Source organism: Comamonas granuli NBRC 101663, from assembly GCF_000739995.1.
In the GTDB taxonomy this organism is placed as follows: domain Bacteria; phylum Pseudomonadota; class Gammaproteobacteria; order Burkholderiales; family Burkholderiaceae_C; genus Simplicispira; species Simplicispira granuli.
Genome location: NZ_BBJX01000004.1, coordinates 66,217 through 92,277, shown reverse-complemented (window position 1 = coordinate 92,277; position 26,061 = coordinate 66,217). Strand labels below are relative to the sequence as shown.

Below are 26,061 nucleotides of genomic sequence, written 5' to 3'. Positions count from 1 at the left end.
CGCTCTACCTCCAGGGGCCTGCGGGCCCCTTTTTGCTGCGCCGGGCCGGCGGCGGGCATCTGCTACGCTCGCCCGCCTATGTCCCTGCCTCTTGACGCGGCCGCCCGCACGGCCACGCCCGCTGCCGTGCCCCCGGGCCTGGCCATCGTGGTGCTGGCGCTGCTGCTGTCCATCCAGCCCGTCACCACCGACCTCTACCTCCCCGCGCTGCCGGCGCTCACGCGCGACCTCCGGGCCCCCGTGGCGGCCGGGCAGCTCACGCTCAGCGCCCTGCTGCTGGCCTTCGGCAGCTCGCAGCTCCTGTGGGGGCCGCTGGCCGACCGCTGGGGCCGCCGCCCGGTGCTGCTCGCCGGGCTGGGGCTGTACAGCATCGCCTCGGTGGGCAGCGCGCTGGCGCCGTCCATGGACTGGCTGATCGCCTGGCGCACCGCGCAGGGCGCGGCCATGGGCGCGGTGGTGATGTGCGCGCGCGCCATCGTGCGCGACCTCTACACCCCCCTGGCCGGTGCGCGCGCCATGTCCAAGGCGCTCACCGGCCTGGGCCTGGTGGCCTGCCTGTGCGCGCCGCTGGGCGGGCTGCTGACGGTGTGGCTGGGCTGGCGCGCGGCGCTGCTGGCGCTCACGGCCTACGCCGTGGCCACGCTGGCCCTGGTGGCCCTGCGCATGCCCGAGACCCTGGCACGGCCCAACCCCCAGGCGCTGCAGCCGGCCATGCTGCTGCGCACCTGGGCCATGGTGCTGCGCCACCCCACGTTCTGGGCCTTCTCGCTGCTGACCACGGCGGCCTACGGCGGGCTGTTCACCTTTCTGGCGGCCTCCTCCTTCGTGTTCATCGAGGTGCTGGACCTGAGCCGCACGCAGTACGGCACGGTGCTGCTGTCCACCGCGCTGGCGTATTTCGCGGGCACCTTCGTCTGCCGCGCGCTGCTGGCGCGCTGGGGGCTGCGGCGCACCGTGGCGCTGGCCGGGCTGCTGAGCCTGGGCGGCGGCACGCTCATGGCGCTGGTGGCCTGGGGGGGCTGGCACCGGCCCGTGGCGCTGCTGGCGCCGTTCTACCTGTTCATGCTGGCGCACGGCATCCACCAGCCCTGCGGGCAGACGGGCGCCGTGGGGCCGTTTCCGCAGGCGGCAGGCGTGGCCTCGGCGCTCAACGGCTTCATGATGATGCTGGCGGCCTTTGCCATCGGCCGCTGGGTGGGCGCGCACCTCGACGGCAGCATCTGGCCGCTGGTGCATGGCGTGTGGTTCTGGTCGCTGCTGCTGGCGGCCATCGCCTGGACGCTGGTGCAGCGCTTCGGCGATCCGCGCGAGCACGGCTGAGGCGGGCGGGCGCGCTGGCGCCCTGGCCCGGCCGGGGCGGGTTTCCGATCGGCCCCTGGGGCATTTGACCCCGGAATCGATTCCACCATGCGGCATTCACGTATGCTTCGCGCCGCAACACCGAGTTACTGATGGAAACATGGCATGGAAATCTTCAGCTTTTTGAATGTGCTGGTGGAAAAGGGCGGTTCTGATCTGTTTTTCAGCGTAGGCGCGCCGGTGAACCTCAAGATCGAGGGCGTCACCCACCCGCTGACCATGCCGCCCTTGCGCCCCGGGCAGGTCAAGCAACTGGCGTATGCGGTGATGAACGAGAAGCAGATCGCCGAGTTCGAGGCCCGCATGGAGATGAACCTGTCGATCTCGGCCGAGCACCTGGGGCGTTTTCGCGTCAACGTCTTCGTGCAGCGCGGCGAGACGGGCATGGTCATCCGCTACATCAAGAACAAGATCCCGCCCCTGGCGGCCCTGGGGCTGCCGCCCATTCTGGAGCGGCTCGTCATGCGCAAGCGCGGCCTGGTGCTGGTCACCGGCGCCACGGGCTCGGGCAAGTCCACCACGCTGGCCTCCATGATCAACTACCGCAACGAGAATGCCACGGGCCACATCCTCACCATAGAGGACCCGCTGGAGTTCCTGCACGCGCACAAGAAGTCCGTCGTGGACCAGCGCGAGGTCGGCATCGACACGCTCTCCTACGAGGAAGCCCTGAAGAACGCCTTGCGCGAGGCGCCCGACGTGATCATGATCGGCGAGATCCGCGACCGCAACACCATGAAGCAGGCCATCGCCTACGCCGAAACGGGCCACCTGTGCCTGTCCACGCTGCACGCGAACAACGCCAACCAGGCCATGGAGCGCGTGATCAACTTCTTCCCGCAGGAGGCGCACCACCAACTGCTCATCGACCTGAGCCTCAACCTCGCCGGCGTGGTCTCGCAGCGGTTGGTTCCCGGGCTGCACCAGAAGCTGGTGCCCGCGGTGGAAGTCATGCTCAACTCGCCCTACATTGCCGACCTGATCGCCAAGGGCGAGTTCTCCACCATCAAGGAGGCCATGAGCCACAGCACCGAGATCGGCATGTGCACCTTTGACCAGGCGCTCTACACGCTCTACACCGAGGGCCGCGTCTCGCTGGAGGAGGCCTTGCACAATGCCGACTCGCGCACCGACCTGTCGCTGCGCATCCGCCTGTCCGCGGGCGTGTCGCCCGGCGACACCGGCAATCTGTCCATAGACACCTCGCACGCGGCCCAGGCCGCCTCGCGCCTGGCCTGAGCGGCCGCCCGGCCCCGGCACGCACCGCCCCCATGAGCCGCCCTGCCCCGCTCCCCGCCATCGCCCTGGCCGGCCCCACGGCCTCGGGCAAGACGGCCGGCGCGCTGGCGCTGGCCGCCGTCATCGGGCGGCAGGTGCCGGTGGAGATCATCAGCGTCGATTCGGCCCTGGTGTACCGCGGCATGGACATAGGCACGGCCAAGCCCACGGCGCAGGAGCGCGCCTGCGTGCCGCACCACCTGATCGACATCCGCGACCCGCTGCAGGCCTACAGCGCCGCCGAGTTCGTGCAGGACGCCACGCGGCTGATCGCCGAGATCCGCGCGCGCGGTGCGCTGCCGCTGCTGGTGGGCGGCACCATGCTGTACTTCAAGGCGCTGCTGCACGGCATCGACGACATGCCCGCCGCCGACCCCGCGGTGCGCGCGCGGCTCGATGCGCAGGCCGCCGCCATCGGCTGGGCCGGCATGCACGCCGAGCTGGCGCGCGTGGACCCGCAGACCGCCGCGCGCCTGGCGCCCGCGGACAGCCAGCGCATCCAGCGCGCGCTGGAGGTGTGGCACGTCTCCGGGCGCCCGCTGTCGAGTTTTCACACTATCAAATCAGGAGCTGACAGCGCAGGCCCCTTGCGCGCTGCAGACCTTTTTTCTTTGGAACCGGAAGACCGCGCCTGGCTGCATGAACGCATTGCCCAGCGCTTTGACGCCATGCTGGCGGCCGGTTTCGTGGACGAGGTGCGCGCCCTGCGTGCGCGCGGCGACCTGCACCCGGACCTGCCCTCGATGCGCTGCGTGGGCTACCGCCAGGCCTGGGAGGAACTCGAGCTGCAGGCGCACGGCCCGGCCGGTGCGCCGCTGGACCTGCAGCGCCTGCGCGAGCGCGGCATCGCCGCCACGCGGCAGTTGGCCAAGCGCCAGATCACCTGGCTGCGCAGCATGCCCGCGCGCCAGGCCATCGCCTGCGACCGGCCCACGGCCGTGGCCGACCTGGTACAGGCCGTACTGCAACGCCTGCAGCAGCCCTGACACACGCCCGCGCCGGGCTGCGGCGCAGGCACCGGGGTACCGCCCCCACCCGGTTCACTCGATGCTCAGCCGCTGGGAGCTGTTGCCCGTCTTCTTGGGCAGGGTGAGGGTCAGCACGCCGTTGTCATAGCGGGCCTTGGCCTGGGCAGCGTCGATCTCGGCGGGGAGCTGAAAGCTCCGCGCCACCGAGCCGTAGTAGCGCTCGGAGCGCAGCACCTTTTCGCCCTCGGTCTTCTGGTCCATCTGGCGCACTTCGGCGCGCAGGCTCACCACATTGCCTTCGATGGACACGTGGATATCCTCCTTGGGCACGCCGGGCACTTCGGCCTGCACGGTGTAGCCACCGTCGGTTTCCTTGACATCCACCTTGATCTGCGAGGGCGCGGGCAGGTTGTCGCCATGCAGGGGGCGCACATAAAAGCCGGGGGCGAAGTCCTTGAAGAAATCGTCGAACAGGCTTGCGCGGGACACCAGAGAGTTCATGATCAAGCTCCTTGAAGTGGGGGGGTGGAACACGGGGCCGGGCAGCGCCAAGCCCGTTTTTTAGTATGCGCCCGCCACCGCAAACTTCAAGAGCCCCCGGCCCTGCACGACAATGCAGGCCATGCACACCGCCCCCCCTGCCGTATCCAGCGGCGCCTGGCTGCACGAGGCCATCGCCCGCATCGAGGCCGACTACCAGCGCAGCGCCGACACGCACCTGATCCCGCTGCCGCTGCCCGCCTTCGCCCGCGCCGGCATCGACCTGTACCTCAAGGACGAGTCCACCCACCCCACGGGCAGCCTCAAGCACCGGCTGGCGCGCTCGCTGTTCCTGTACGCGCTGTGCAACGGCTGGGTGCGCGAGGGCTCCACCATCGTCGAGGCATCGAGCGGCTCCACCGCCGTGAGCGAGGCCTACTTCGCGCGTCTGCTGGGCCTGCCATTCGTGGCGGTGATGCCGCGCAGCACCTCGCCCGAGAAGGTGGCGCAGATCGAGTTCCATGGCGGGCGCTGCCATTTCGTGGACAGCGCGGGCGCGGTGTACGACGCGGCGCGCGCCATCGCGGTGGAGACCGGCGGGCACTACATGGACCAGTTCACCTACGCCGAGCGCGCCACCGACTGGCGCGGCAACAACAATATCGCCGAGAGCATGTTCACGCAGATGCAGCGCGAGCGCCACCCGGTGCCGCGCTGGATCGTGGTGGGCGCGGGCACGGGCGGCACCAGCGCCACCATCGGCCGCTACGTGCGCTACCAGCGCCACGCCACGCAGGTCTGCGTGGCCGACCCGGCGGGCTCGGTGTTCGCCGCCTACCACCGCACGGGCGACGCGGCGCTCACCGCGCCGGGCTCGCGCATCGAGGGCATAGGCCGCCCACGCGTGGAGCCGAGCTTCATCCGCACGCTGGTGGACCGCATGGAGGAAGTGGCCGACGACGACTCCATCGCCGCCATGCGCGCGCTCTCCGCTCTGCTGGGGCGGCGCGTGGGCCCGTCCACGGGCACCAACTTCGTCGCCATGCTGCGGCTGGCGCAGGAGATGCGCGCGCAGGGGCAGCAGGGCTCCATCCTCTCGCTGCTGTGCGACGCGGGCGAGCGCTACCTGCCCACCTACCATGACGACGCCTGGGTGCAGCGCTGCATGGGCGACTGCACCGCGGCGCACGCGCGCCTGGCGGCCCTGCTGGCCTGAGCACGGGCAGCAGGGAAAAACAAGACGCCCCAGCCGTGGGGCTGGGGCGCTATATTTTCAGGAGCTTCTCGCGCTTGTTTTTAGTTGTTTTCAAGTATTTTTGTACTTGAAACCGGCTTCAATCAAGCGCTGCCAGCTATCAAAATAAAAGCACCGGGGCGCCGGTGCCAGGCATGCGGCGCGCGCTCAATGCGCGCCGCCGTCCCCGCCGCCCGTGCGGCGGCGATCCATCCAGGCGATGAGCTCGCCCATGATGCCGCGGCGGAAGGCCAGCACGCAGACCACGAAGATCAGGCCCGTGACGATGGTGACCGACTCGCCCAGGGAGTTGAACCAGTCCACCGTGGTGAGCTGGGCCAGCAGGGTGCCCAGCTCGCCGATCTTGTTCTCCAGCGCCACCACCACGGCCGCGCCCACCAGCGGGCCGCTGAGCGTGCCCATGCCGCCCACCAGCGTCATCAGCACCACATGGCCCGAGGCGCTCCAGTGCACGTCCGAGAGCGTGGCAAAGCCCAGCACCAGGGTCTTGAGCGCACCGGCCAGCCCGGCGATGGCCGCCGAGATCACGAAGGCCAGCAGCTTGAAGCGGTTGGTGTCGTAGCCCAGCGAGGTGGCGCGCGGCTCGTTCTCCTTGATGCCCTTGAGCACCTGGCCGAAGGGCGAATGGATGGTGCGCACGATGAGCAGAAAGGCCACCACTACCACCACCAGGCAGACGTAGTACATGGTGAGGTCGCTGGAGAGGTCCAGCAGGCCGAACAGCTTGCCGCGCGGCACGCCCTGCAGCCCGTCCTCGCCGCCCGTGAAGGGCATCTGCAGCGCGGCGAAGAACAGCATCTGCGCCAGCGCAAGCGTGATCATGGTGGCGTAGATGCCCTGGCGGCGGATGGTGAACCAGCCCATCACCAGCCCGAGCAGCGCACCGCTGAGCAGGCCGGCGAGCAGGCCCAACTCGGGCGTGGCGCCCCAGACCTTGACCACATGGCCCGTGACGTAGGCCGCGCCGCCCAGGAAGGCCGCATGGCCGAAGGACAGCAGGCCCGTGTAGCCCAGCAGCAGGTTGAAGGCCGAGGCGAACAGCGCGAAGCACAGCAGCTTCATCACGAACACCGGATAGGCGCCGAGGAAGGGTGCGGCCACCAGGCCCAGCAGCAGCAGGCCGTAGCCCAAAGGTGCGATTTTCTTGGAATTCATGTGCGTCACCCCTGCGGCTTTACTTTTCCTTGCCGAACAAGCCGGCGGGGCGGATGAGAAGAACGATGGCCATGATGACGAACACCACGGTGGACGAGGCCTCGGGGTAGAACACCTTGGTGAACCCCTCGATCACGCCCAGGCCCAGGCCGGTGAGGATGGAGCCCATGATGGAGCCCATGCCGCCGATCACCACCACGGCGAACACCACGATGATGAGGTTCTGGCCCATGAGCGGCGTGACCTGGTAGACGGGCGCGGCGAGCACGCCGGCAAAGGCCGCGAGCGCGGCGCCGAAGGCGTAGGTGAGCGTGATCATCACGGGCACGTTGACGCCGAAGGCCTCGACCAGGCGCGGGTTCTCGGTGCCGGCGCGCAGGTAGGCGCCGAGCTTGGTCTTTTCGATCACGTACCAGGTGGCGATGCACACGACGATGGAGGCCACCACCACCCAGGCGCGGTAGTTGGGCATGATCATGAAGCCCAGGCTGGTCGCGCCCTCCAGCAGCTCAGGCGTGTCGTAGCCCAGGCCCGAGACGCCGTAGATGGAACGGAAGATGCCCTCGATGAGCAGGGTCAGGCCCAGCGTGAGCAGCAGGCCGTAGAGATGGTCCAGCTTGTAGATCCAGCGCAGCAGCAGGCGCTCGATGAGCACGCCGAACGCCCCCACCACCAGCGGCGCGGCCACCAGCATCACCCAGTAGCTGATGCCGAAGTAGCTCATGGCCATCCAGGTGAGCACGGCCCCCAGCATGAACAGCGCGCCGTGCGCAAAATTGATGACGTTGAGCAGGCCGAAGATCACGGCCAGGCCCAGGCTGAGGATGGCGTAGAACGAGCCGTTGACCAGCCCCAGCAGGAGCTGGCTCAGCATGGCCGGCAGGGAGACACCGAAGATTTCCATTGCAAAAATGGGTAGGTGGAGGGAGGGATCCAGGGAAGCCGCGGCTCACACCCCGCCCGGGGTCTCCGGGCGGGGGCGGGCCATCACTTCCAGAGGGCGCACTTGCTCTCGGCCTTGGTGGTATAGACCTGCTCGCCAGGGAGCTTGGCGACGACCTTGTAGTAGTCCCACGGCTCCTTGGACTCGGCGGGCGACTTGACCTGCACCAGGTACATGTCGTGCACGAAGCGGCCATCCTGGCGGATCTGGCCCTTGGCGTAGAAGTCGTCCACGGGCGTGGACTTGAGCTTGGCCATGACCTTGTCGGCATCGGTGGTGCCTGCGGCCTGCACCGCCTTCAGGTAGGTCATGGTGGCCGAGTAGTTGGCCGCCTGGATGTCGGTGGGCATGCGCTTGGCCTTGGCGAAGAACTTGTGGCCGAACGCGCGCGTCTTGTCGTTCAGGTTCCAGTCCCAGCTCGTGGTCAGTTGCAGGCCTTCGGTGTTCTTCAGGCCCAGGCTGTGCACATCGGTCACGAAGACGAGCAGGCCCACCATCTTCATGCTCTTGTTGATGCCGAATTCCTTGGCGGCCTTGATGGCGTTGATGGTGTCACCGCCCGCGTTCGCCAGGCCCAGAACCTGGGCCTTGGAGTTCTGCGCCTGCAGCAGGAAGGAGGAGAAGTCCGTGGCATTGAGCGGGTGCTTGACCGAACCGATCACGCGCCCGCCGTTTTCCTTGACCACCCGGGCCGCATCGGACTCCAGCGCCGCACCGAAGGCGTAGTCGGCCGTCAGGAAGAACCAGTCCTTATTGCCCTGCTTGACGAGGGCGCCGGCCGTGCCCTTGGCCAGGGCCACGGTGTCATAGGCATAGTGCACGGTGTAGGGCGTGCACTGGTCGTTGGTCAGGGCCGAGGAGCCCGCACCGTTGACCATGAACACGCGCTTCTTCTCGTCGGCAATCTTGGCCATGGCCAGGGCGGTACCCGAGTTCGTGCCGCCAAAGAGCATGGTCAGGCCCTGGGTGTCGATCCACTCGCGCGCCTTGCTGGCAGCGATGTCGGCCTTGTTCTGGTGGTCGGCCGAGACCAGCTCGATGGGCTTGCCCAGCACCTTGCCGCCGAAGTCATCGATAGCCATCTGGATGGCCATGGCGCCGTTCTTGCCGTCCACGTCGGCGTACAGGCTCGACATGTCGGTGATGAAGCCGATCTTCACCTTGTCCTGCGCCTGCGCCTGCACGGCGCCCAGGCAAAGGCCAGCGGCGCCCAATGCGGCTGCCAGGGTTTTGAGTTTACGGCTCATGTTTGTCTCCTTGTTGAGGGTCGAAAATCCGTCGATGAAAAAAACGCCGGGGGTCAGACACCCAGCAACTGGTTGAGCACGGGCATCTTCGCCTCGAGCTCGGCGGCACCGAATTGCTCCACGATGCGCCCGTGCTCCATCACGTAGAAGCGGTCGGCCAGCGGCGCGGCGAAGCGGAAGTTCTGCTCCACCATCACCACCGTGTAGCCCTTCTGGCGCAGCATGGTGATCATGCGGGCGAGCGCCTGCACGATGACGGGTGCCAGGCCTTCGGAGATCTCGTCGAGCAACAGCAGGTTGGCACCCGTGCGCAGGATGCGGGCCACGGCCAGCATCTGCTGCTCACCGCCCGACAGGCGCGTGCCCTGGCTGTTCTTGCGCTCGGCCAGGTTGGGGAACATGGCGTAGATCTCCTGCACCGACATGCCCGCCTGCCCCGTCTTGAGCACGGGCGGCAGCAGCAGGTTCTCCTCGCAGGACAGGCTGGAGAAGATGCCGCGCTCTTCGGGGCAATAGCCCACGCCCAGGTGGGCGATGCGGTGCGTGGGCAGGTGGATGGTCTCCACGCCGTTGATCTTCACCGAGCCTTTGCGCGAACCCGTGAGGCCCATGATGGCGCGCAGCGTGGACGTGCGGCCCGCGCCGTTGCGCCCGAGCAGGGTGACGACCTCGCCCGGCTGCACGACCATGTCCACGCCATGCAGCACATGCGATTCGCCATACCAGGCTTCGAGGTTGCGGATTTCCAGTGCAGGCGTTGCGGCCATCTCAGTGCGCTCCCTGCAGTTGGCCGTCGGTCGTTCCCATGTAGGCTTCCATGACTTGCGGGTTGTTCGAGACTTCTTCGTAGGGCCCTTCGGCGAGCACGGCGCCACGCTGCAGCACGGTGATGCGGTCGGCAATGGTCGAGATGACCTTCATGTTGTGCTCCACCATCAGGATGGTGCGGCCCGCCGACACTTTCTTGATGAGCTGCGTGACGCGGTCCACGTCTTCGTGGCCCATGCCCTGCGTGGGCTCGTCGAGCAGCATCAGCTCGGGCTCCATGGCCAGGGTGGTGGCGATCTCCAGCGCGCGTTTGCGGCCGTAGGGCAGGTTCACGGTGACTTCGTCCGCCAGGTCCTGCAGGCCCACTTCGGCCAGCAGTTGGCGCGCGCGCTCGTTCAACTGGTTGAGCGATTTTTCACTGCGCCAGAAATGGAACGAGGTGCCCAGCTTGCGCTGCAGGCCCAGGCGCACGTTCTCCAGCAGCGTGAGGTGCGGGAACACGGCCGAGATCTGGAACGAGCGGATCACACCGCGGCGCGCGATCTGCGCGGGCTGCTCACGCGTGATGTCCTGACCGTTGAAGCGGATGGTGCCCGACGTAGGCTCCAGGAACTTGGTCAGCAGGTTGAAGCAAGTCGTCTTGCCGGCGCCATTGGGGCCGATCAGTGCGTGGATGGAGCCCCGGCGCACGGTCAGGTTCACGTCGCTGACCGCGGTGAATCCTTTGAATTCTTTGGTCAGGTGGGTGGTTTCGAGGATGACGTCGCTCATGGCGCGCTGGCAGCTCCGTTAAAAGTGGGGTGCGGTGACTGCCAAAACGCTCAGCAATCCCGCCAAATATGTTGCGTCGCATCGTAAGTTGATGTACCGCAAACCGTCACTAGGGGTATCGCCTATGTATAAACGCCTACCCTCCACGCCTGCCGCTGCGCACGTACGCAAGCGCCCGGCCCATGCGCGCCCTACACTGCGGGCATGGCTTTTTCGCACCCCCGCGCGCCCGCAGGCGGCACCCCCCATTCGCTCACCGGCCTGCTGCCGTTCTTGCGGCCCTACCGCTGGCGCATCGCGCTGGCGCTGCTGTTCCTGGTACTCGCGGCGGGCGCCACGCTGGCCTTTCCGCTCGCGCTGCGCACCCTGATCGACACCAGCCTGGGCGCCAGCGACCGCGGCGCCCAGGCCCTGGCGCTGCGCGGCAATTTCGGGCTGCTGTTCGGCGTGGCGGTGGCGCTGGGGGTGTTCAGCGCAGCGCGCTTTTTCCTGGTGAGCTGGCTGGGCGAGCGCGTCACGGCCGACCTGCGCAATGCCGTGTACGACCACGTGCTGCGCCAGAGCCCGCAGTTCTTCGAGACCACGCAGACCGGCGAAGTGCTCTCGCGCCTGACCACCGATACCACCCTGGTGCAGACCGTCGTGGGTTCGTCGCTCTCCATGGGCCTGCGCAACGCCGTGGTGGGTGCGGGCGCCATCATCATGCTGGTGTGGACCAATCCGCGCGTCATGGGCATCGTGCTGCTCATGCTGGTGGCCGTGGTGCTGCCGGCGCTGTGGATTGGCCGGCGCGTGCGCCGCCTCTCGCGCGCCAGCCAGGACCGCGTGGCCGACTCCAGCGCCATCGCCGCCGAAGTGCTCAACGCCATCCCCGTGGTGCAGAGCTACTGCGCCGAGCCGCGCGAGTCGGCCCGCTTTGCCCAGGCTACGCAGAATGCCTTCCAGACGGCCGTGCGCCGCTCGCGCGCCCGCGCCCTGCTGGTGGCGTTCATCATCATCACCAACGCCGGCCTGCTGCTCTGGGGCCTGTACCGCGGCACGCAGGCCGTGCTGGCCGGGCAGATGAGCGCGGGCCATCTGGGCCAGACTGTGGTCTACGTGATGCTGCTGGCCGGCGCGGCGGCCGTGCTGGGCGAGGTGTATGGCGATCTGCTGCGCGCTGCCGGCGCAACGGAGCGGCTCATGGAACTGCTGGCCAGCCGCGCGCCCGTGGCGTCACCCGCGCGTCCCCTGCCGCTGGCACACCCGGGCCGCGGCCTGGCGGTGCGCTTCGCGGACGTGCATTTCCACTATCCCTCGCGGCCGCAGCAGGCGGCGCTGCACGGGTTCTCGCTGGAGCTGCAGCCCGGCGAGACCGTTGCCCTGGTCGGTGCCAGCGGTGCCGGCAAGACCACGGTGTTCCAGCTCCTGCAGCGCTTCTACGACGTGGACGCCGCGCCCGCGGGCGGCAGCATCCAGATCGAGGGCATGGATGTGCGCGACGTGGCGCTCACGGTACTGCGCGGGCTGATCGGCACGGTGCCCCAGGACCCGGTGATCTTCTCGGCCAGCGCGCTGGAGAACATCCGCTACGGCCGCCCCGAGGCCAGCGACGAAGAGGTGCACGCCGCCGCGCGCGACGCCTTTGCCCACGACTTCCTGCAGGCCCTGCCCGAGGGCTACGCCACCTTTCTGGGCGAACGGGGGGTGCGCCTGTCGGGCGGGCAGCGCCAGCGCATCGCCATTGCCCGCGCCATCCTCAAGAACCCGCCCCTGCTGCTGCTCGACGAGGCCACCAGTGCGCTCGACGCCGAGAGCGAGCGCATGGTCCAGGCAGCGCTGGACAAGGCCATGCACAGCCGCAGCGGGCAGCGCACCACCCTGGTGATCGCCCACCGCCTGTCTACCGTGCAGAACGCCGACCGCATCGTGGTGCTGGAGCACGGCCGCATCGTCGAGCAGGGCAGCCATGCGGCGCTGCTGGCACGCCATGGGGTGTACGCGCGCCTGGCGGCGCTGCAATTCAGCGCCTGAAACGGGGGGGGATGCGCCTGCGGTGCCGCCAGGCGCCGCGCAGCAACAGGACGGCGCGTGCGCGCAGGCTGCCGGCCCGGGCTCAGTGCAAGGTATCGGTGGCCGAGGGCGGCAGGGCCAGCACGGGGATGCCTTCCTGCAGCAGCTCCAGCGTCTCGGCGGCGCTGGCCTGCCCGCGGATCGGCCGCTCGGGGCTGTCCCCGCGATGGATGCTGCGTGCCTCCTGCGCGAAGCGCTCTCCCACATCCTCGGACTGCGCCATGGCCTGGCGCGCCCACTGCAGCAGCGCTGCCTGCAGCGGCACCGGCACGCCCGGCGCCGAGCGGCCGGGAGCGGGGGTGTCTGAGACGCCTTCCACCGCGGCTGCGGCAGGTTCGGCCGCGGCCGCTGCCCCGCGGTTGATGCGCGGCGCGCTCAGCACCTTGCGCACCTGCGCTGCGCCACACACGGGGCATTGCAGCAAGCCGCGCCGCAGTTGGTCCTGGAAGTCCTCTTCCCCGGAAAACCAGCCCTCGAAGGCGTGTTCATGTGCGCAGCGCAGGTCCAGGACTTTCATCGCCGACGCAGCAGGTAGCGGTAGACAAAACCGGGAAACGCCAGGGTGAGGAACAGCGCCGCCGTCACCGCATAGAACTCCCAGCCCTGCGGGGCGATCTGCCCTACGCGCCCCTCCAGCCAGAGCGCCAGTCCGCCCACGGCGAAGTACCACAGCACCAGCTCGAGCAGGCGCAAACGCAGCGATTTTTTCGGAGAGCGCACCGGGCCCAGCGCCAGGATGCGCTGGTTGACGAACGGCAGATTTGCGGCCACGCAGGCCGCGAGGATCACGATCCAGATGGAAGTAGCCTGCGTCACGTGCGCACTGCCCAAGACGGTGTCAGCCGGCGCCGCTCAGGACGCCAGCGAGCGCATGATGGCATCGGCACACAGCGACATGAGGCCGCCGGGAACGATACCCAGGATGAGCACCAGCGCGCCATTGAGCGTTAGCACCATGCGCACGTCCAGCGGAGCGGACACGGTGGTCGCCGTCAAGGGGGCATCGAAATACATGACCTTGACCACGCGCAGGTAGTAGAAGGCGCCGATCAGCGACATCACCACGGCAAACACGGCCAGGGCGATGTAGGGCGCCTGGCCCGAGGCCAGCAGCGCCTGCAGCACGGCCAGCTTGGCATAGAAGCCCACCAGCGGCGGAATGCCGGCAAGCGAGAACAGGCACACCGCCATGACGCCGGCATACAGCGGGCTGCGCTGGTTCAGGCCGGCCATGTCGGCGATCTCCTCGCTCTCGAAGCCCTCGCGCGCCAGCAGCAGGATCACACCGAAGGTGGCCAGCACGGTCAGCACATAGGTCACCACGTAGAACATGGCAGCGCTGTAGGCGGCCTCGACGGTGGAGGCATCGACATGGCCGTTGACCACGCCGGACATCAGGCCCAGGAGCACGAAGCCCATGTGCGCAATGGTCGAGTAGGCCAGCATGCGCTTGAGGTTGGTCTGCGCAATGGCCGCCAGGTTACCCAGCAGCAGGGAGCCGATGGCCAGCACCGCGAGCATCTGCTGCCAGTCCATGGCCAGGGGCAGAAGCCCATCGACCAGCAGGCGGATGACGATGGCAAAAGCCGCCAGCTTGGGCGCGCTGCCAATCATCAGCGTGACCGCCGTGGGCGCACCGTGGTACACGTCGGGCACCCACATGTGGAAGGGCACGGCACCGAGCTTGAACGCCAGACCGGCCACGATGAAGACCAGGCCGAACACCAGCACCTGGTGGCGCAACTGGCCGGAATTCACGGCCTTGAAGACCTCGCCGATGTCCAGCGAGCCCGTGGCACCGTACAGCATGGACAGGCCGTAAAGCAGGAAGCCGCTGGCCATGGCGCCGAGCACGAAATACTTCATTGCTGCCTCGGTGGCCGTGGCATGGTCGCGGCGCAGCGCCACCAGCGCATAGCTCGAGAGCGTGAGCAGTTCCAGGCCCAGGTAGATGATGAGGAAGTTGTTGCCGCCGATCATGATGAACATGCCCAGCACCGACAGCAGCGCCAGCGTGAACAGCTCGCCGCCGCGCAGCATGCCGCGGTCGGCGGCGTAGGGGCGGCTGTAGACCAGGGTGACCATCATGGCCAGAGCGGCGAAACACTTGAGCCAGTTGCCCATGGCATCGCTGACCACCATGTTGCCAAAGCCGTAGAAGGTATTGCCGCTGGCGGCGTATACGCCCAGCAGCACGGCCACCACGCCCAGCGTCAGCATGCTCAGCACATAGGTTGCGGTGCGCCGGCTGCTCCCCACGCCCAGGTCGACCAGCGCGATCACGCAGGTCATGGCCAGGAGAACGATCTCCGGGTAAATCGCCAGCCAACTGATGTTGTCAATCATCTCGGGTCTCTCTGTGCAGTCGGGTCAGTTGAGCTTGCTCTGGGCCACGTGGCGCAGCAGTTCGGTCACGGACGCATCCATCACGTCCGTGAACGGACGCGGGTACAGGCCCATGTAGAGCACTGCCATGGCCAGCAGCGCCAGCACCAGGAACTCGCGGCGGTCGATGTCCATCAGCGCCTTGACATGGGCGTTCGCCGGCACCCCCAGGTACACCCGCTTGAACATCCACAGGCTGTAGGCGGCGCCCCAGATCAGGGCCGTGGCCGCGAGCAGGCCCACCCAGAAGTTGGCCTGCACGGCCCCCAGGATGACCATCCACTCGCCGACGAAACCGGCCGTGCCCGGCAGGCCGCAGTTGGCCATGAAGAACAGCAGGGCGAAGGCCGCGAACTTGGGCATGGTATTGACCACGCCGCCGTAATCGGCGATCTGGCGCGAATGCACGCGGTCGTACAGCACGCCGATGCACAGGAACATGGCGCCCGAGACAAAGCCGTGGGCAATCATCTGCACGATGCCGCCGGAGACGCCCATGTCGTTGAAGATGAAGAAGCCCAGCGTCACGAAGCCCATGTGCGCCACGGAGGAATAGGCGACGAGCTTCTTCATGTCCTGTTGGACCATGGCCACCAGGCCCACATAGATCACGGCGATGAGCGACAAAGCGATCATCAGCCAGGCCCACTCGTGCGCGGCATCGGGCGCGATGGGCAACGAGAAACGCAGGAAACCGTAGGCCCCCAGCTTGAGCATGATGGCCGCCAGCACAGCCGAGCCGCCGGTCGGCGCCTCGACGTGCACGTCGGGCAGCCAGGTGTGCACCGGCCACATCGGCACCTTCACGGCAAAGGCGGCCAGGAAGGCAAAGAACAGCAGGGTCTGCGCCGTACGGCCCAGGGGCAGCTTGTGCCAGGCCTGGATATCGAAGCTGCCGCCCGACACGTTGTACAGGTAGATCACTGCGATAAGCATCAGCAGCGAGCCCAGCAGCGTGTAGAGGAAGAACTTGAAGGCCGCGTAGATCTTGTTCGGGCCGCCCCAGATACCGATGATGAGGTACATGGGAATCAGGGTGGCCTCGAAGAACACGTAGAACAGCAGGCCGTCGAGCGCGCTGAACACGCCGATCATCAGCCCCGAGAGGATGAGGAAGGCGCCCATGTACTGGTACACGCGCTCGGTGATGGACTCCCAGGAGGCGATGACCACGATCACCGTGATGAACGCCGTGAGCGGCACGAACCAGAACGACAGGCCATCCACGCCCAGGTGGTAGTGGATGTTGAAGCCCTCGATCCAGGGAGCCTTCTCGACGAATTGCATGGCCGCCGTACCCAGCTGGAAGCCGTCATACAGGGGCACGGTGACCAGCAGGCCCGCCAGGGCACCGATCAGGGCCAGCCAGCGGGCCACGCCCGCGTGCTTGTCGCTGCCCAGGGCGAGCAGCAGGGCTCCGAACGCAATGGGCGTCCAGATGGCAAGACTCAACAAACCCATTTTTCTTGTTCTCCTACTTGTTGAGCAAGACGAAATACGTCATGAGCATGAAAATGCCCAGGATCATCACCAGCGCATAGTGGAAGACATACCCCGTCTGCACCTTGCGCACCAGCGCGGACACCCAGCCGACGACCTTCCAGGAACCATTGACCAGCGTGCCGTCGATGAGCGCCTGGTCGCCGCCCTTCCACAGGCCTATACCCAGCCCGCGGGCGGCGCGCGCGATGATGTTCTCGTTGATCCAGTCGAGGTAGTACTTGTTTTCCAGCAAGGTGTAGAGCGGCTGCACGGCGCGCTGGATAGCCGCGGGCAGTGCCGGGTTGACCATGTACATGTAGTACGAAGCCGCCACGCCGGCCAGCGCCAGCCAGAACGGTGCCGTCTGCAGGGCGTGCAATGCCATGGCCACAGGGCCATGGAACATGCCGGCCAGCTCCGCCATGGCCGGATGGCGCGCCGCATCGACAAAGATCACGTCCTTGAAGAAATCGCCGAACAGCATGGGGCCGATGGACATGAAACCGATGACCACCGAGGGAATGGCCAGCAGCACCAGCGGCACCGTGACCACCCAGGGCGACTCGTGCGGAGTACCGTCATGGCCGTGGTCGTCATGGCCGTGGTGGTCGTCGTGGTGGGCATCCGGATTCTGGTCGTAGCGTTCCTTGCCATGAAAGACCAGGAAATACATGCGGAACGAATAGAACGCCGTGATGAACACCCCGGCGAGCACCGCAAAGTGCGCGAACCCGGCAGCCGGCAGCTTGCTGAAATGCACGGCCTCGATGATGCTGTCCTTGGAGTAGAAACCCGAGAACAGCGGCGTGCCGATCAACGCCAGCGAACCCAGCAGCGAGGTGATCCAGGTGATGGGCATGTACTTGCGCACGCCCCCCATCCAGCGGATGTCCTGGTTGTGGTGCATGCCCATGATGACCGAGCCCGCACCGAGGAACAGCAGTGCCTTGAAGAAGGCGTGCGTCATCAGGTGGAACACGGCGACCGAATAGGCCGAGGCCCCCAGTGCCACGGTCATGTAGCCGAGCTGCGACAGCGTGGAATAGGCCACCACGCGCTTGATGTCGTTCTGAATGATGCCCAGGAAGCCCATGAACAGGGCCGTGATGGAGCCGATGACCAGGATGAAGTTCAGCGCCGCATCCGACAGCTCGAACAGCGGAGACATGCGCGCCACCATGAAGATGCCGGCCGTCACCATGGTGGCGGCGTGGATCAGGGCGGAGATGGGCGTCGGGCCTTCCATGGAGTCGGGCAGCCAGACGTGCAGGGGGAACTGCGCGCTCTTGCCCATGGCACCGATGAACAGGCAGATGCAGATCACGGTGATGAGCATCACGTCCTGGCCCATCACGTACCAGGGGAAGTCGATCTTGCCGAGTTCGCCCGCCTTGGCAAACACCTCGGCGTAGTTGAGCGTTCCCGTGTAGGCAGCGATCAGGCCGATGCCCAGGATGAAGCCGAAGTCACCCACGCGGTTGACCAGAAAGGCCTTCATGTTGGCAAAAATGGCCGTGGGCTTGTTGAACCAGAAACCGATCAGCAGATAGGACACCAGGCCCACCGCCTCCCAACCGAAGAAGAGCTGCAGCAGGTTGTTGCTCATGACCAGCATGAGCATGGAGAAGGTGAACAGCGAGATGTAGGCGAAGAAGCGGTTGTAGCCCTCGTCCTCCTCCATGTAGCCGATGGTGTAGAGGTGCACCATCAGCGAGACGAAGGTCACCACGCACATCATCATGGCCGTGAGGCTGTCGATGAGAAAGCCCACCTCCATCTTGAGGCCGCCGACCACCATCCAAGTGTAGATGGTCTCGTTGAAGCGCGCGCCATCGACCGCGACGCTCTTGAGCGTCATGGCCGAGAGCACAAAGGCCAGCAGCACACCCAGGATCGTGAGGCTGTGGCTCAGGCGGCGGCCTATCCAGTTGCCGCCGAAGGCCGTGCCGAAAATGCCCGCCAGTGCAGCACCCGCCAGCGGCGCGAGCGGCACGGCCAGAAGCGTTGAAGCAGAAAGGGTTTGACTCATTGTGGAGACCTTGCTTGTCCGGGGCTCACCCCTGAAGGGTGTCGAGGGATTGCGCGTCGATGTTGGTCTTGTTGCGGAACAGCAGCACCAGGATGGCCAGGCCGATGGCGGATTCGGCCGCGGCCACCGTCAGGATGAAGAACACGAACACCTGTCCGTGCATGTCACCCAGGTAGTGCGAGAAGGCAACGAAGTTCATGTTGACGGCCAGCAGCATGAGCTCGATCGCCATCAGCAAAACGATGAGGTTGCGGCGGTTCAGGAAGATACCGACCACCGCCAGGGCGAACAGCATGGCCCCGAGCGTCAGAAAATGGCCCAGCGTGGGTGTCATGCTTGCTTCTCCTCGGCAACAGGTTCAGGGGCGGCGCGGGTGGCCTCCAGCTTGACCAACTGCAGGCGGTCGGCCGCACGCACGTGCACCTGCAGCGATGGGTTGATGGCCTTGCTGTCCTTGCGCTTGCGCAGGGTCAGGGCGATGGCGGCGATCATGGCCACGAGCAGGATCACCGCAGCGATTTCCACGGGGTAGAGGTACTTGGTGTACATCAACTGGCCCAGCGCCTTGGCATTGGAGAGCGCTGCGCCCTGCCCTGCCGCTGCATCCAGCACGGCGGCCTTGGGCTCCTCGATGCCACGGAATCCACCCATCAGCACAGCCGCCATCTCCAGGGCGATCAACACGCCGATACTGGCCGCCAGCGGAAAGTGCCGCCAGAAGCCCTGGCGCACCTGCTCGATGTCGACGTCCAGCATCATCACCACAAACAGGAACAGCACCATCACCGCACCCAGGTACACCAGCACCAGGGCAATGGCGAGGAATTCGGCCTTGAGCATCAGCCACAGGCCGGCGGCCTGCGAGAAGGCCAGCATCAGGTGCAGCACGGCGTGCACCGGATTGCGCGCAGAGATGACCCGGAAGGCTGCGTAGAGCAGCACAACCGAGAACAGATAGAAAAAACCCGTCTTGGCGTCCATGGATCGGTTCTTTGTAGTGGTCGGGCGGAAGGCGGGGCTCAGCGGTACGGGGCGTCCGCCGCCTTGGCAGCAGCGATCTCGCCCTCGAACCGGTCACCCACGGCCAGCAGCATTTCCTTGGTGAAGTACAGGTCGCCACGCTTTTCGCCGTGGTATTCGAAGATCGAGGTCTCCACGATCGAATCGGTCGGACAGCTTTCCTCGCAGAAGCCGCAGAAAATGCACTTGGTCAGGTCGATGTCGTAGCGCGTGGTGCGGCGCGTGCCGTCCTCGCGCACGTCGGACTCGATGGTGATGGCCATCGCCGGGCACACGGCCTCGCACAGCTTGCAGGCAATGCAGCGCTCCTCGCCGTTGTCGTACCGGCGCAGCGCATGCAGGCCGCGAAAGCGCGGCGACAGCGGGGTTTTTTCTTCAGGGTACTGAACGGTGACCTTGCGGCGCAAGGCATAACGGCCTGTCAGGGACATGCCCTTGACGAGTTCGACCAGCAGGAAGCTCTTGACGAAGTCCCGCACAGAAAAGGAAGCAGCAGCAACGGCAGCCATGGGTGTGTCCCCGCCTTATTTCCAGATATTCCACGGCGAGAGCAGCCAGCCCCCGACGATCAGCAGCCACACCAGGGTGACCGGAATGAAGATCTTCCAGCCCAGGCGCATGATCTGGTCATAGCGGAACCGGGGGAAGGTGGCACGGATCCAGATGAACATGGAGATGGCCACGAAGGTCTTGATGCCCAGCCAGATCCAGCCCGGGATGAAGTCCAGCGCAGCCACTGGCGCTTGCCAGCCGCCAAAGAACATCAGCACGGTCAGGATGGAGACCAGCCACATGCTGGCATATTCCGCCAGGAAGAAGATGGCGAAGCCCATGCCCGAATACTCGACCATGTGGCCCGCGACGATTTCGGCTTCGCCCTCGACCACGTCGAAGGGGTGGCGGTTGGTTTCCGCCACGACGGAAATCATGTAGACCACGCAAATGGGCAGCAGGGGCAACCAGTTCCAGGAGAGGAAGTTCAGGCCCATGTTCGCCCCCATGCCGCGCGACTGCGTCAGCACGATGTCGGTGAGGTTCATGCTGCCCGTGACCATGACGACCACCAGGAAGCAGAAGCCCATGGCGATTTCGTAGCTCACCATCTGGGCCGAGGCACGCAGCGCTCCCAGGAAGGCGTACTTGGAGTTCGACGCCCAGCCGGCAATGATCACACCGTACACCTCGATGGAGGTGATGGCCATGAGCAGCAGCAGACCGGCGTTGATGTTCGTCAGCGCCACTTCGGGGCCGAAGGGAATCACCACCCAGGCGGCCAGGGCCGGCATGATGGCCATGACCGGCCCGAGAACGAACAGGCCCTTGGCCGAGGCGCTGGGCTGGATGATTTCCTTGGTCAGCAGCTTGAGCGCGTCGGCAATGGGCTGCAGCAGGCCCAGCGGACCCACGCGGTTGGGGCCATGGCGCACCTGCATAAAGCCCAGGAGTTTGCGCTCCCACAGCGTGATGTACGCCACCGCACCCATCAGGGGCAGCAGCAGCACCACGATTTTGATGAGATTCCAGAGCACAGGCCAAGCCACCCCGGTCCACCAGGTCTGCGCCAGAAGGTTCAGGCCGTAGTTGTAGATCGCGTCGATCATGCTGCCACTCCTTCACGGGCCTGGCGGGCATCGGCCGTCAACTGCAGGGAGCCTGCGCGGCGCACCAGCCCGTCGAGCTGGTAAATGGAGGCCACCACCGGCGCGGGCATGTCGGCAGGAGCCACCGATGCCGGCAGGGCCTGGCAGGTGTTGTCGAGCAGCGCTGCCGGCACCTGGGTGAGCTCACCGGCTGCCGCACCCGTGGCACGGGCCAGCACGTCCTGCGAAGTTTCGAAATCGAAGCCCTGCAGTTCCATGAGGTTGCCCAGCACGCGCAGCACCTTCCAGGCCGGGCGCGTCTCGGCCAGCGGACGGACCACGGCGTGGAAGGACTGCAGCCGGCCTTCGGCATTGACGAAACTGCCCGAGGTTTCCGTGAACGGCGCAATGGGCAACAGCACGTCGCTGAATTCCAGGTTGGTCTTGAAGGGGCTCAAGGTCACGACCATATCGACCCGGCCCAGATCGGCCACGGCCCGGGCGCCCGCGGCGCTGTCGAAGACCGGCTCGGTATTGAGCAGGAACAGGCCCTTGAGCCCGCCTTGCAGCATCTGCACGGCGTCCAGGCCACCTGCGCCAGGCAGTGCGCGCATCCATTGCGCGCCCACGGTGTTCGCGGCCTCGGTGAGGTAGCCCACGGTGGCGCCCACCTGGCCGGCAATCCAGCCCGCCAGCGCCAGCAGCTCGCTCGCCTGGGCATGGTGCGCCGCGGCGTTGCCGAGCAGCACGGCCTTTTGCTCGCCTTGCAGCAGGGCCTGGGCGATGGCGCGTGCGGTGGGCTCATCGCCGCGGCCACCCGCGACGGGAGCGTTCACGCCCTTCTCCTGGGCCACGGCAGCCGCCACATCGGCCAGGGCCTGCAGCCAGGCGCCAGGCGCGGCCACCAGCGTGTGCGCCACGGGTAGCGCCCAGTCGCGCACCGCCGAGTCGATGGCCGTGACGGTGCAGCCCTTGCGCGCCGCCTGGCGGATGCGCTGGGCAAACAGCGGATGGTCCTTGCGCAGGTACGAGCCCACGACCAGCACCGACTGCAGTTGCGAGAGCGATGCCACCGAACGCCCCAGCCAGCGCACGCCCTGGGCCTGGCGCAGGTCCGCATGGCGCAGGCGGTGGTCAATGTTTTCGCTGCCCAGGCCACGCACCAGAGCGCCTGCCAGATACAGCTCTTCAAGCGTGCTGTGCGGGCTGGCCAAGGCGCCAATGGCGCTCGGGCCATGGTCCTTGGTGATGCAACGCAGGCCGTTGGCCACGTATTCGAGGGCTGTCTGCCAATCCACTTCCTGCCACTGGCCGCCCTGCTTGAGCATGGGGCGCGTGAGGCGCTCCTCGCCATTGAGCGCTTCGTAGGAGAAGCGGTCCCGGTCGGCGATCCAGCATTCGTTCACGTCCTCGTTCTCGAACGGCAGGACGCGCATGACCTTGTGGTTCTTGACCTGGACGATCAGGTTGGCACCCGTGGAGTCGTGCGGACTCACCGACTTGCGGCGCGAGAGCTCCCAGGTGCGTGCGCTGTAGCGGAACGGCTTGCTCGTGAGTGCGCCGACCGGGCAGATGTCGATCATGTTGCCCGACAGCTCCGAGTCGATGGTGTCGCCTTTGACGGTGGTGATCTCGGAGTGCTCGCCGCGGTGGACCATGCCGAGCTCCATGTCGCCAGCGATCTCCTGACCGAAGCGCACGCAGCGGGTGCAGTGGATGCAGCGTGTCATCTCCTGCATGGAGATGAGCGGGCTCACCTCCTTGGGCTTGACCACGCGCTTTTCCTCTTCGTAGCGCGAGGACGAGGCGCCGTAGCCCACCGCCAGGTCCTGCAACTGGCATTCACCGCCCTGGTCGCAGATGGGGCAGTCCAGCGGGTGGTTGATGAGCAGGAACTCCATGACCGATTTCTGGGCATGGATGGCCTTGTCGCTCTTGGTGCGCACGATCATGCCCTGCGTCACGGGCGTGGCGCAGGCCGGCATGGGCTTGGGGGCCTTTTCCACGTCCACTAGGCACATGCGGCAGTTGGCCGCAATGGACAGCTTCTTGTGGTAGCAGAAATGCGGGATGTAGGTGCCAGCCTTCTCGGCGGCATGCATCACCATGCTGCCTTCGGCCACTTCCACCTTCTGGCCATCGAGTTCGATTTCAACCATATGCTTTTCTCGCGATCAGGCGGAGCCTGCGCCCTGCGGATTCGGGGTGCGGATCATGGCCGCGAATTCATGTCGGTAGTGCTTGAGCATGGCACGCACGGGCATGGCCGCAGCGTCGCCCAGCGCACAAATGGTGCGGCCCATGATGTTGGCCGCCACGTTGTCGAGCACGTCCATGTCCGACGGACGGCCATCGCCGCGGTGGATGCGGTCCACCAGGCGCCACAGCCAGCCCGTGCCCTCGCGGCAGGGCGTGCACTGGCCGCAGGACTCGTGCATGTAGAAGTACGACAGACGCTTGAGCGACTCGACCATGCAGCGGCTGTCGTCCATCACGATGACGGCGCCCGAACCCAGCATGGACCCCGCCTTGGCGATGGAGTCGTAATCCATGGTGCATTCCATGATGATGGATGCCGGCAGCACCGGGGAGGACGAGCCGCCGGGAATCACCGCCTTGAGCTGACGGCCCTTGCGCACGCCGCCCGCCAGCTCCAGCAGCGTGGCAAAAGGCGTCCCCAGCGGAACTTCATAGTTGCCGGGGCGCTCGACGTCGCCGCTGACCGAGAAAATCTTGGTGCCGCCATTGTTCGGCTTGCCGCAGGCCAGGTAGGCTGCGCCGCCGTTGCGGATGATCCAGGGCACCGCCGCAAAGGTCTCGGTGTTGTTGATGGTGGTGGGCTTGCCGTACAGGCCGAAGCTCGCCGGGAACGGTGGCTTGAAGCGCGGTTGGCCCTTCTTGCCCTCCAGCGACTCCAGCAGGGCCGTCTCCTCGCCGCAGATGTAGGCACCGAAACCGTGGTGGGCGTGGAGCTGGAAGCTGAAGTTGCTGCCCAGGATGTTGTCGCCCAGGTAGCCTGCTGCACGGGCCTCTTCCAGGGCGGCCTCAAAGCGCTCGTACACTTGGAAGATCTCACCGTGGATGTAGTTGTAGCCCACGCTGATGCCCATGGCATAGCCACCGATGATCATGCCCTCGATGACGATGTGCGGGTTGTACATCAGGATGTCGCGGTCCTTGCAGGTCCCGGGCTCGCCCTCGTCGGAGTTGCATGCCAGGTACTTCTGCCCCGGGAACTGGCGCGGCATGAAGCTCCACTTGAGACCCGTGGGGAAACCCGCGCCGCCGCGGCCGCGCAGACCGGATTCCTTGACGGTGGCAATGACCTGGTCCTGCGTCAGCCCTTCGCCGCCGTCCTTGCCCAGGATCTTGCGCAGCGCCTGGTAGCCACCGCGCGCCTCGTAGTCCTTGAGACTCCAGTTCTTGCCATCCAGGCCCGCGTAAATCTGCGGCTCGATGTGCCGATCGTGAAAGCAGGTCTCCACGCCGCTGGCCTGGAACTGGGAAAGCACCTGTGCTGCCGTGCTCATGCCTGGCCCTCCGCTGCACGCAGGCCATCGACCAGCTGGTCGAGCTTGTCGGCGCTCATGAAGCTGCACATGCTGCGATCGTTGACCAGCATGACCGGTGCGTCGGCGCAGGCGCCCAGGCATTCGCACTGTTGCAGGGTGAACATGCCGTCCTGCGTGGTCTCGCCCGCTGCAATGCCCAGCTTGTGCTCCAGATGCTCCAGCGCCTTGCCGCCATCGCGCAGCAGGCACGGCAGGTTGGTGCACACGTTGAGCTTGTACTTGCCCACCGGCTGCTGGTTGTACATGTTGTAGAAGGTCGTCACTTCATGGACGGCGATCTCGGGCATGCCCAGGTAGGCGGCAATCTCTGCCTCGCTCTCCTGGCTGACATAGCCCTGCTCCTGCTGGACGATGGCCAGGCAGGCCATCACGGCAGATTGTTTCTGCTCAGCCGGGTACTTGGCCACTTCGCGCGCAAAACGCGCCTTGGTCGCTTCGGTAATCATCGGTCAATCTCTCCGAACACGATATCCATGGTTCCGATGATGGCGATCACGTCCGCCAGCATGTGGCCGCGCGCCATTTCATCCATGGTGGCCAGATGCACAAAGCCGGGCGCGCGGATCTTCAGGCGGTAGGGCTTGTTCGCACCGTCGCTCACCAGGTAGATGCCGAACTCGCCCTTGGGATGCTCGACCGCTGCGTAGGCCTCGCCCTCGGGCGCGCAAAAGCCTTCCGAGAACAGCTTGAAGTGGTGGATCAAGTCCTCCATGCCGAACTTCATGCGTTCGCGCGCGGGCGGCGCCACCTTGTGGTTGTCCACGATGACCGGGCCCGGATTCGCACGCAGCCAGGCGACGCACTGCTGGATGATGCGGTTGGACTCACGCATCTCCTGCACGCGCACGAGGTAGCGGTCGTAGCAGTCGCCCGTCTTGCCCACAGGGATGTCGAAGTCCATGCGGTCGTAGACCTCGTAGGGCTGCTTCTTGCGCAGGTCCCAGGCGATGCCCGAGCCGCGCAGCATGGGGCCCGTCATGCCCAGGTTCAGGGCACGCTCGGGCGTGACCACGCCGATGCCCACGGTGCGCTGCTTCCAGATGCGGTTGTCGGTCAGCAGGGTTTCGTATTCATCCACATAGCCGGGGAAGCGGCGCGTGAAATCCTCAATGAAGTCCAGCAGCGAACCCTGGCGGTTGGCGTTGCGCTCCTGCACGGCCTTAGCGCTGCGGATGCGGCTCTCCTGGTACTGCGGCATGCTGTCGGGCAGGTCGCGGTACACGCCACCGGGGCGGAAATAGGCCGCATGCATGCGCGCGCCCGACACCGCCTCGTACATATCGAACAGGTCTTCGCGCTCGCGGAAGGTGTAGATCAGAATGGTCGAGCTGCCGCAGTCATTGCCGTGCGAACCCAGCCACATCAGGTGGTTGAGCAGGCGCGTGATCTCGGAGAACATCACGCGGATGTACTGCGCGCGCAGCGGCACCTCGATGCCCAGGAGCTTTTCAATGGCCAGGCAATAGGCGTGCTCGTTGCACATCATGGACACGTAATCGAGACGGTCCATGTAGGGCAGCGACTGGATGTAGGTCTTGTGCTCGGCCAGCTTCTCGGTGGCGCGGTGCAGCAGGCCGATGTGCGGGTCGGCGCGCTGCACGACCTCGCCGTCGAGTTCCAGAACGAGGCGCAGCACGCCGTGGGCTGCGGGGTGCTGCGGCCCGAGGTTCAGGGTGTAGTTCTTGATTTCAGCCATGGTGAAACACTGGAAGGCGAC

Annotated in this window: 24 protein-coding genes; 5 read left to right on the top strand and 19 right to left on the bottom strand. The window is 66.3% G+C overall.

The features are described from left to right. The first annotated feature begins 78 nt into the window (after positions 1 to 78). The 3 genes from CGR01S_RS03815 (at position 79) to miaA (ending at position 3,623) form a co-directional block, all read left to right on the top strand. A complete protein-coding gene (locus CGR01S_RS03815) occupies positions 79 to 1,320 on the top strand; it encodes a multidrug effflux MFS transporter (protein WP_042422571.1) in 1,242 nt (413 codons plus the stop codon). Positions 1,321 to 1,464: 144 nt separating this feature from the next. Continuing rightward, on the top strand, positions 1,465 to 2,598 hold the full coding sequence (locus CGR01S_RS03810; protein WP_042422569.1) for a PilT/PilU family type 4a pilus ATPase: 1,134 nt from the start codon (positions 1,465 to 1,467) through the stop codon (positions 2,596 to 2,598). A gap of 32 nt (positions 2,599 to 2,630) precedes the next feature. Then, a complete protein-coding gene (miaA, locus tag CGR01S_RS03805) occupies positions 2,631 to 3,623 on the top strand; it encodes a tRNA (adenosine(37)-N6)-dimethylallyltransferase MiaA (protein WP_042422567.1) in 993 nt (330 codons plus the stop codon). Between the two features lie 54 nt (positions 3,624 to 3,677). On the opposite strand, the gene CGR01S_RS03800 is transcribed toward miaA, so the two are convergent. Next, positions 3,678 to 4,106: an Hsp20/alpha crystallin family protein gene (locus CGR01S_RS03800; protein WP_042422564.1), complete on the bottom strand. Its 429-nt coding sequence runs from the start codon at positions 4,104 to 4,106 to the stop codon at positions 3,678 to 3,680. A 121-nt stretch (positions 4,107 to 4,227) separates the two neighbouring features. On the opposite strand from CGR01S_RS03800, the gene CGR01S_RS03795 reads away from it, so the two are divergent. Next, positions 4,228 to 5,301, top strand: a complete 1,074-nt coding sequence (locus CGR01S_RS03795) for a PLP-dependent cysteine synthase family protein (RefSeq protein WP_156967497.1) — start codon at positions 4,228 to 4,230, stop codon at positions 5,299 to 5,301. Positions 5,302 to 5,487: 186 nt separating this feature from the next. On the opposite strand, the gene CGR01S_RS03790 is transcribed toward CGR01S_RS03795, so the two are convergent. The 5 genes from CGR01S_RS03790 to CGR01S_RS03770 form a co-directional block, all read right to left on the bottom strand. After that, complete coding sequence (locus tag CGR01S_RS03790) at positions 5,488 to 6,495, bottom strand: branched-chain amino acid ABC transporter permease (RefSeq protein ID WP_042423416.1); 1,008 nt, start codon at positions 6,493 to 6,495, stop codon at positions 5,488 to 5,490. 19 nt (positions 6,496 to 6,514) lie between these two features. Beyond that, a complete protein-coding gene (locus CGR01S_RS03785) occupies positions 6,515 to 7,399 on the bottom strand; it encodes a branched-chain amino acid ABC transporter permease (protein WP_042422559.1) in 885 nt (294 codons plus the stop codon). A gap of 83 nt (positions 7,400 to 7,482) precedes the next feature. Then, positions 7,483 to 8,685, bottom strand: coding sequence for an ABC transporter substrate-binding protein (locus CGR01S_RS03780; RefSeq protein WP_042422558.1), 1,203 nt, complete (start codon positions 8,683 to 8,685; stop codon positions 7,483 to 7,485). 53 nt (positions 8,686 to 8,738) lie between these two features. Next, positions 8,739 to 9,452 carry an ABC transporter ATP-binding protein gene (locus tag CGR01S_RS03775; RefSeq protein ID WP_042422556.1) on the bottom strand — a complete coding sequence of 238 codons (714 nt, stop codon included), beginning with the start codon at positions 9,450 to 9,452 and terminating at the stop codon, positions 8,739 to 8,741. A gap of 1 nt (position 9,453) precedes the next feature. Next, on the bottom strand, positions 9,454 to 10,224 hold the full coding sequence (locus CGR01S_RS03770; protein WP_042422555.1) for an ABC transporter ATP-binding protein: 771 nt from the start codon (positions 10,222 to 10,224) through the stop codon (positions 9,454 to 9,456). Between the two features lie 204 nt (positions 10,225 to 10,428). Between CGR01S_RS03770 and CGR01S_RS03765 the strand changes: the two genes are divergently transcribed. Then, on the top strand, positions 10,429 to 12,237 hold the full coding sequence (locus CGR01S_RS03765) for an ABC transporter transmembrane domain-containing protein (protein WP_042422553.1): 1,809 nt from the start codon (positions 10,429 to 10,431) through the stop codon (positions 12,235 to 12,237). Between the two features lie 82 nt (positions 12,238 to 12,319). Here CGR01S_RS03765 and CGR01S_RS03760 read toward each other — a convergent pair whose 3' ends face one another. From CGR01S_RS03760 to CGR01S_RS03700, 13 genes are read right to left on the bottom strand one after another with little or no spacing between them, the layout of a single operon-like run. After that, entirely contained in the window at positions 12,320 to 12,793 is a 474-nt protein-coding gene (locus CGR01S_RS03760) for a DUF1178 family protein (protein ID WP_042422550.1), read from the bottom strand. After that, a complete protein-coding gene (locus tag CGR01S_RS03755) occupies positions 12,790 to 13,092 on the bottom strand; it encodes a DUF2818 family protein (RefSeq protein ID WP_042422548.1) in 303 nt (100 codons plus the stop codon). The genes CGR01S_RS03760 and CGR01S_RS03755 overlap by 4 nt, the downstream gene beginning before the upstream one ends. A 36-nt stretch (positions 13,093 to 13,128) precedes the next feature. Continuing rightward, positions 13,129 to 14,622 carry an NADH-quinone oxidoreductase subunit NuoN gene (nuoN, locus tag CGR01S_RS03750; RefSeq protein WP_042422546.1) on the bottom strand — a complete coding sequence of 498 codons (1,494 nt, stop codon included), beginning with the start codon at positions 14,620 to 14,622 and terminating at the stop codon, positions 13,129 to 13,131. Between the two features lie 24 nt (positions 14,623 to 14,646). Next, positions 14,647 to 16,122, bottom strand: a complete 1,476-nt coding sequence (locus tag CGR01S_RS03745; protein ID WP_042422544.1) for an NADH-quinone oxidoreductase subunit M — start codon at positions 16,120 to 16,122, stop codon at positions 14,647 to 14,649. Positions 16,123 to 16,135: 13 nt separating this feature from the next. Next, a complete protein-coding gene (gene nuoL, locus CGR01S_RS03740) occupies positions 16,136 to 18,172 on the bottom strand; it encodes an NADH-quinone oxidoreductase subunit L (RefSeq protein WP_042422543.1) in 2,037 nt (678 codons plus the stop codon). A 25-nt stretch (positions 18,173 to 18,197) separates the two neighbouring features. Then, a complete protein-coding gene (gene nuoK / locus CGR01S_RS03735) occupies positions 18,198 to 18,506 on the bottom strand; it encodes an NADH-quinone oxidoreductase subunit NuoK (protein WP_042422540.1) in 309 nt (102 codons plus the stop codon). Then, positions 18,503 to 19,153 (bottom strand): NADH-quinone oxidoreductase subunit J, encoded by a 651-nt coding sequence (locus CGR01S_RS03730; protein WP_042422538.1) that lies wholly within the window; start codon positions 19,151 to 19,153, stop codon positions 18,503 to 18,505. Before CGR01S_RS03730 ends, nuoK begins: the two co-directional genes overlap by 4 nt. Positions 19,154 to 19,191: 38 nt before the next feature. Then, positions 19,192 to 19,701 (bottom strand): NADH-quinone oxidoreductase subunit NuoI, encoded by a 510-nt coding sequence (nuoI, locus tag CGR01S_RS03725; protein ID WP_042422536.1) that lies wholly within the window; start codon positions 19,699 to 19,701, stop codon positions 19,192 to 19,194. Between the two features lie 15 nt (positions 19,702 to 19,716). After that, positions 19,717 to 20,793 carry an NADH-quinone oxidoreductase subunit NuoH gene (gene nuoH / locus CGR01S_RS03720; RefSeq protein ID WP_042422534.1) on the bottom strand — a complete coding sequence of 359 codons (1,077 nt, stop codon included), beginning with the start codon at positions 20,791 to 20,793 and terminating at the stop codon, positions 19,717 to 19,719. Beyond that, entirely contained in the window at positions 20,790 to 22,931 is a 2,142-nt protein-coding gene (gene nuoG, locus CGR01S_RS03715) for an NADH-quinone oxidoreductase subunit NuoG (RefSeq protein WP_042422532.1), read from the bottom strand. Before nuoG ends, nuoH begins: the two co-directional genes overlap by 4 nt. Positions 22,932 to 22,946: 15 nt before the next feature. Further along, positions 22,947 to 24,302 carry an NADH-quinone oxidoreductase subunit NuoF gene (nuoF, locus tag CGR01S_RS03710; RefSeq protein ID WP_042422530.1) on the bottom strand — a complete coding sequence of 452 codons (1,356 nt, stop codon included), beginning with the start codon at positions 24,300 to 24,302 and terminating at the stop codon, positions 22,947 to 22,949. Beyond that, positions 24,299 to 24,790 carry an NADH-quinone oxidoreductase subunit NuoE gene (nuoE, locus tag CGR01S_RS03705; RefSeq protein ID WP_042422528.1) on the bottom strand — a complete coding sequence of 164 codons (492 nt, stop codon included), beginning with the start codon at positions 24,788 to 24,790 and terminating at the stop codon, positions 24,299 to 24,301. Before nuoE ends, nuoF begins: the two co-directional genes overlap by 4 nt. Continuing rightward, positions 24,787 to 26,040 carry an NADH-quinone oxidoreductase subunit D gene (locus tag CGR01S_RS03700; protein WP_042422526.1) on the bottom strand — a complete coding sequence of 418 codons (1,254 nt, stop codon included), beginning with the start codon at positions 26,038 to 26,040 and terminating at the stop codon, positions 24,787 to 24,789. The genes nuoE and CGR01S_RS03700 overlap by 4 nt, the downstream gene beginning before the upstream one ends. Positions 26,041 to 26,061: the final 21 nt, after the last annotated feature.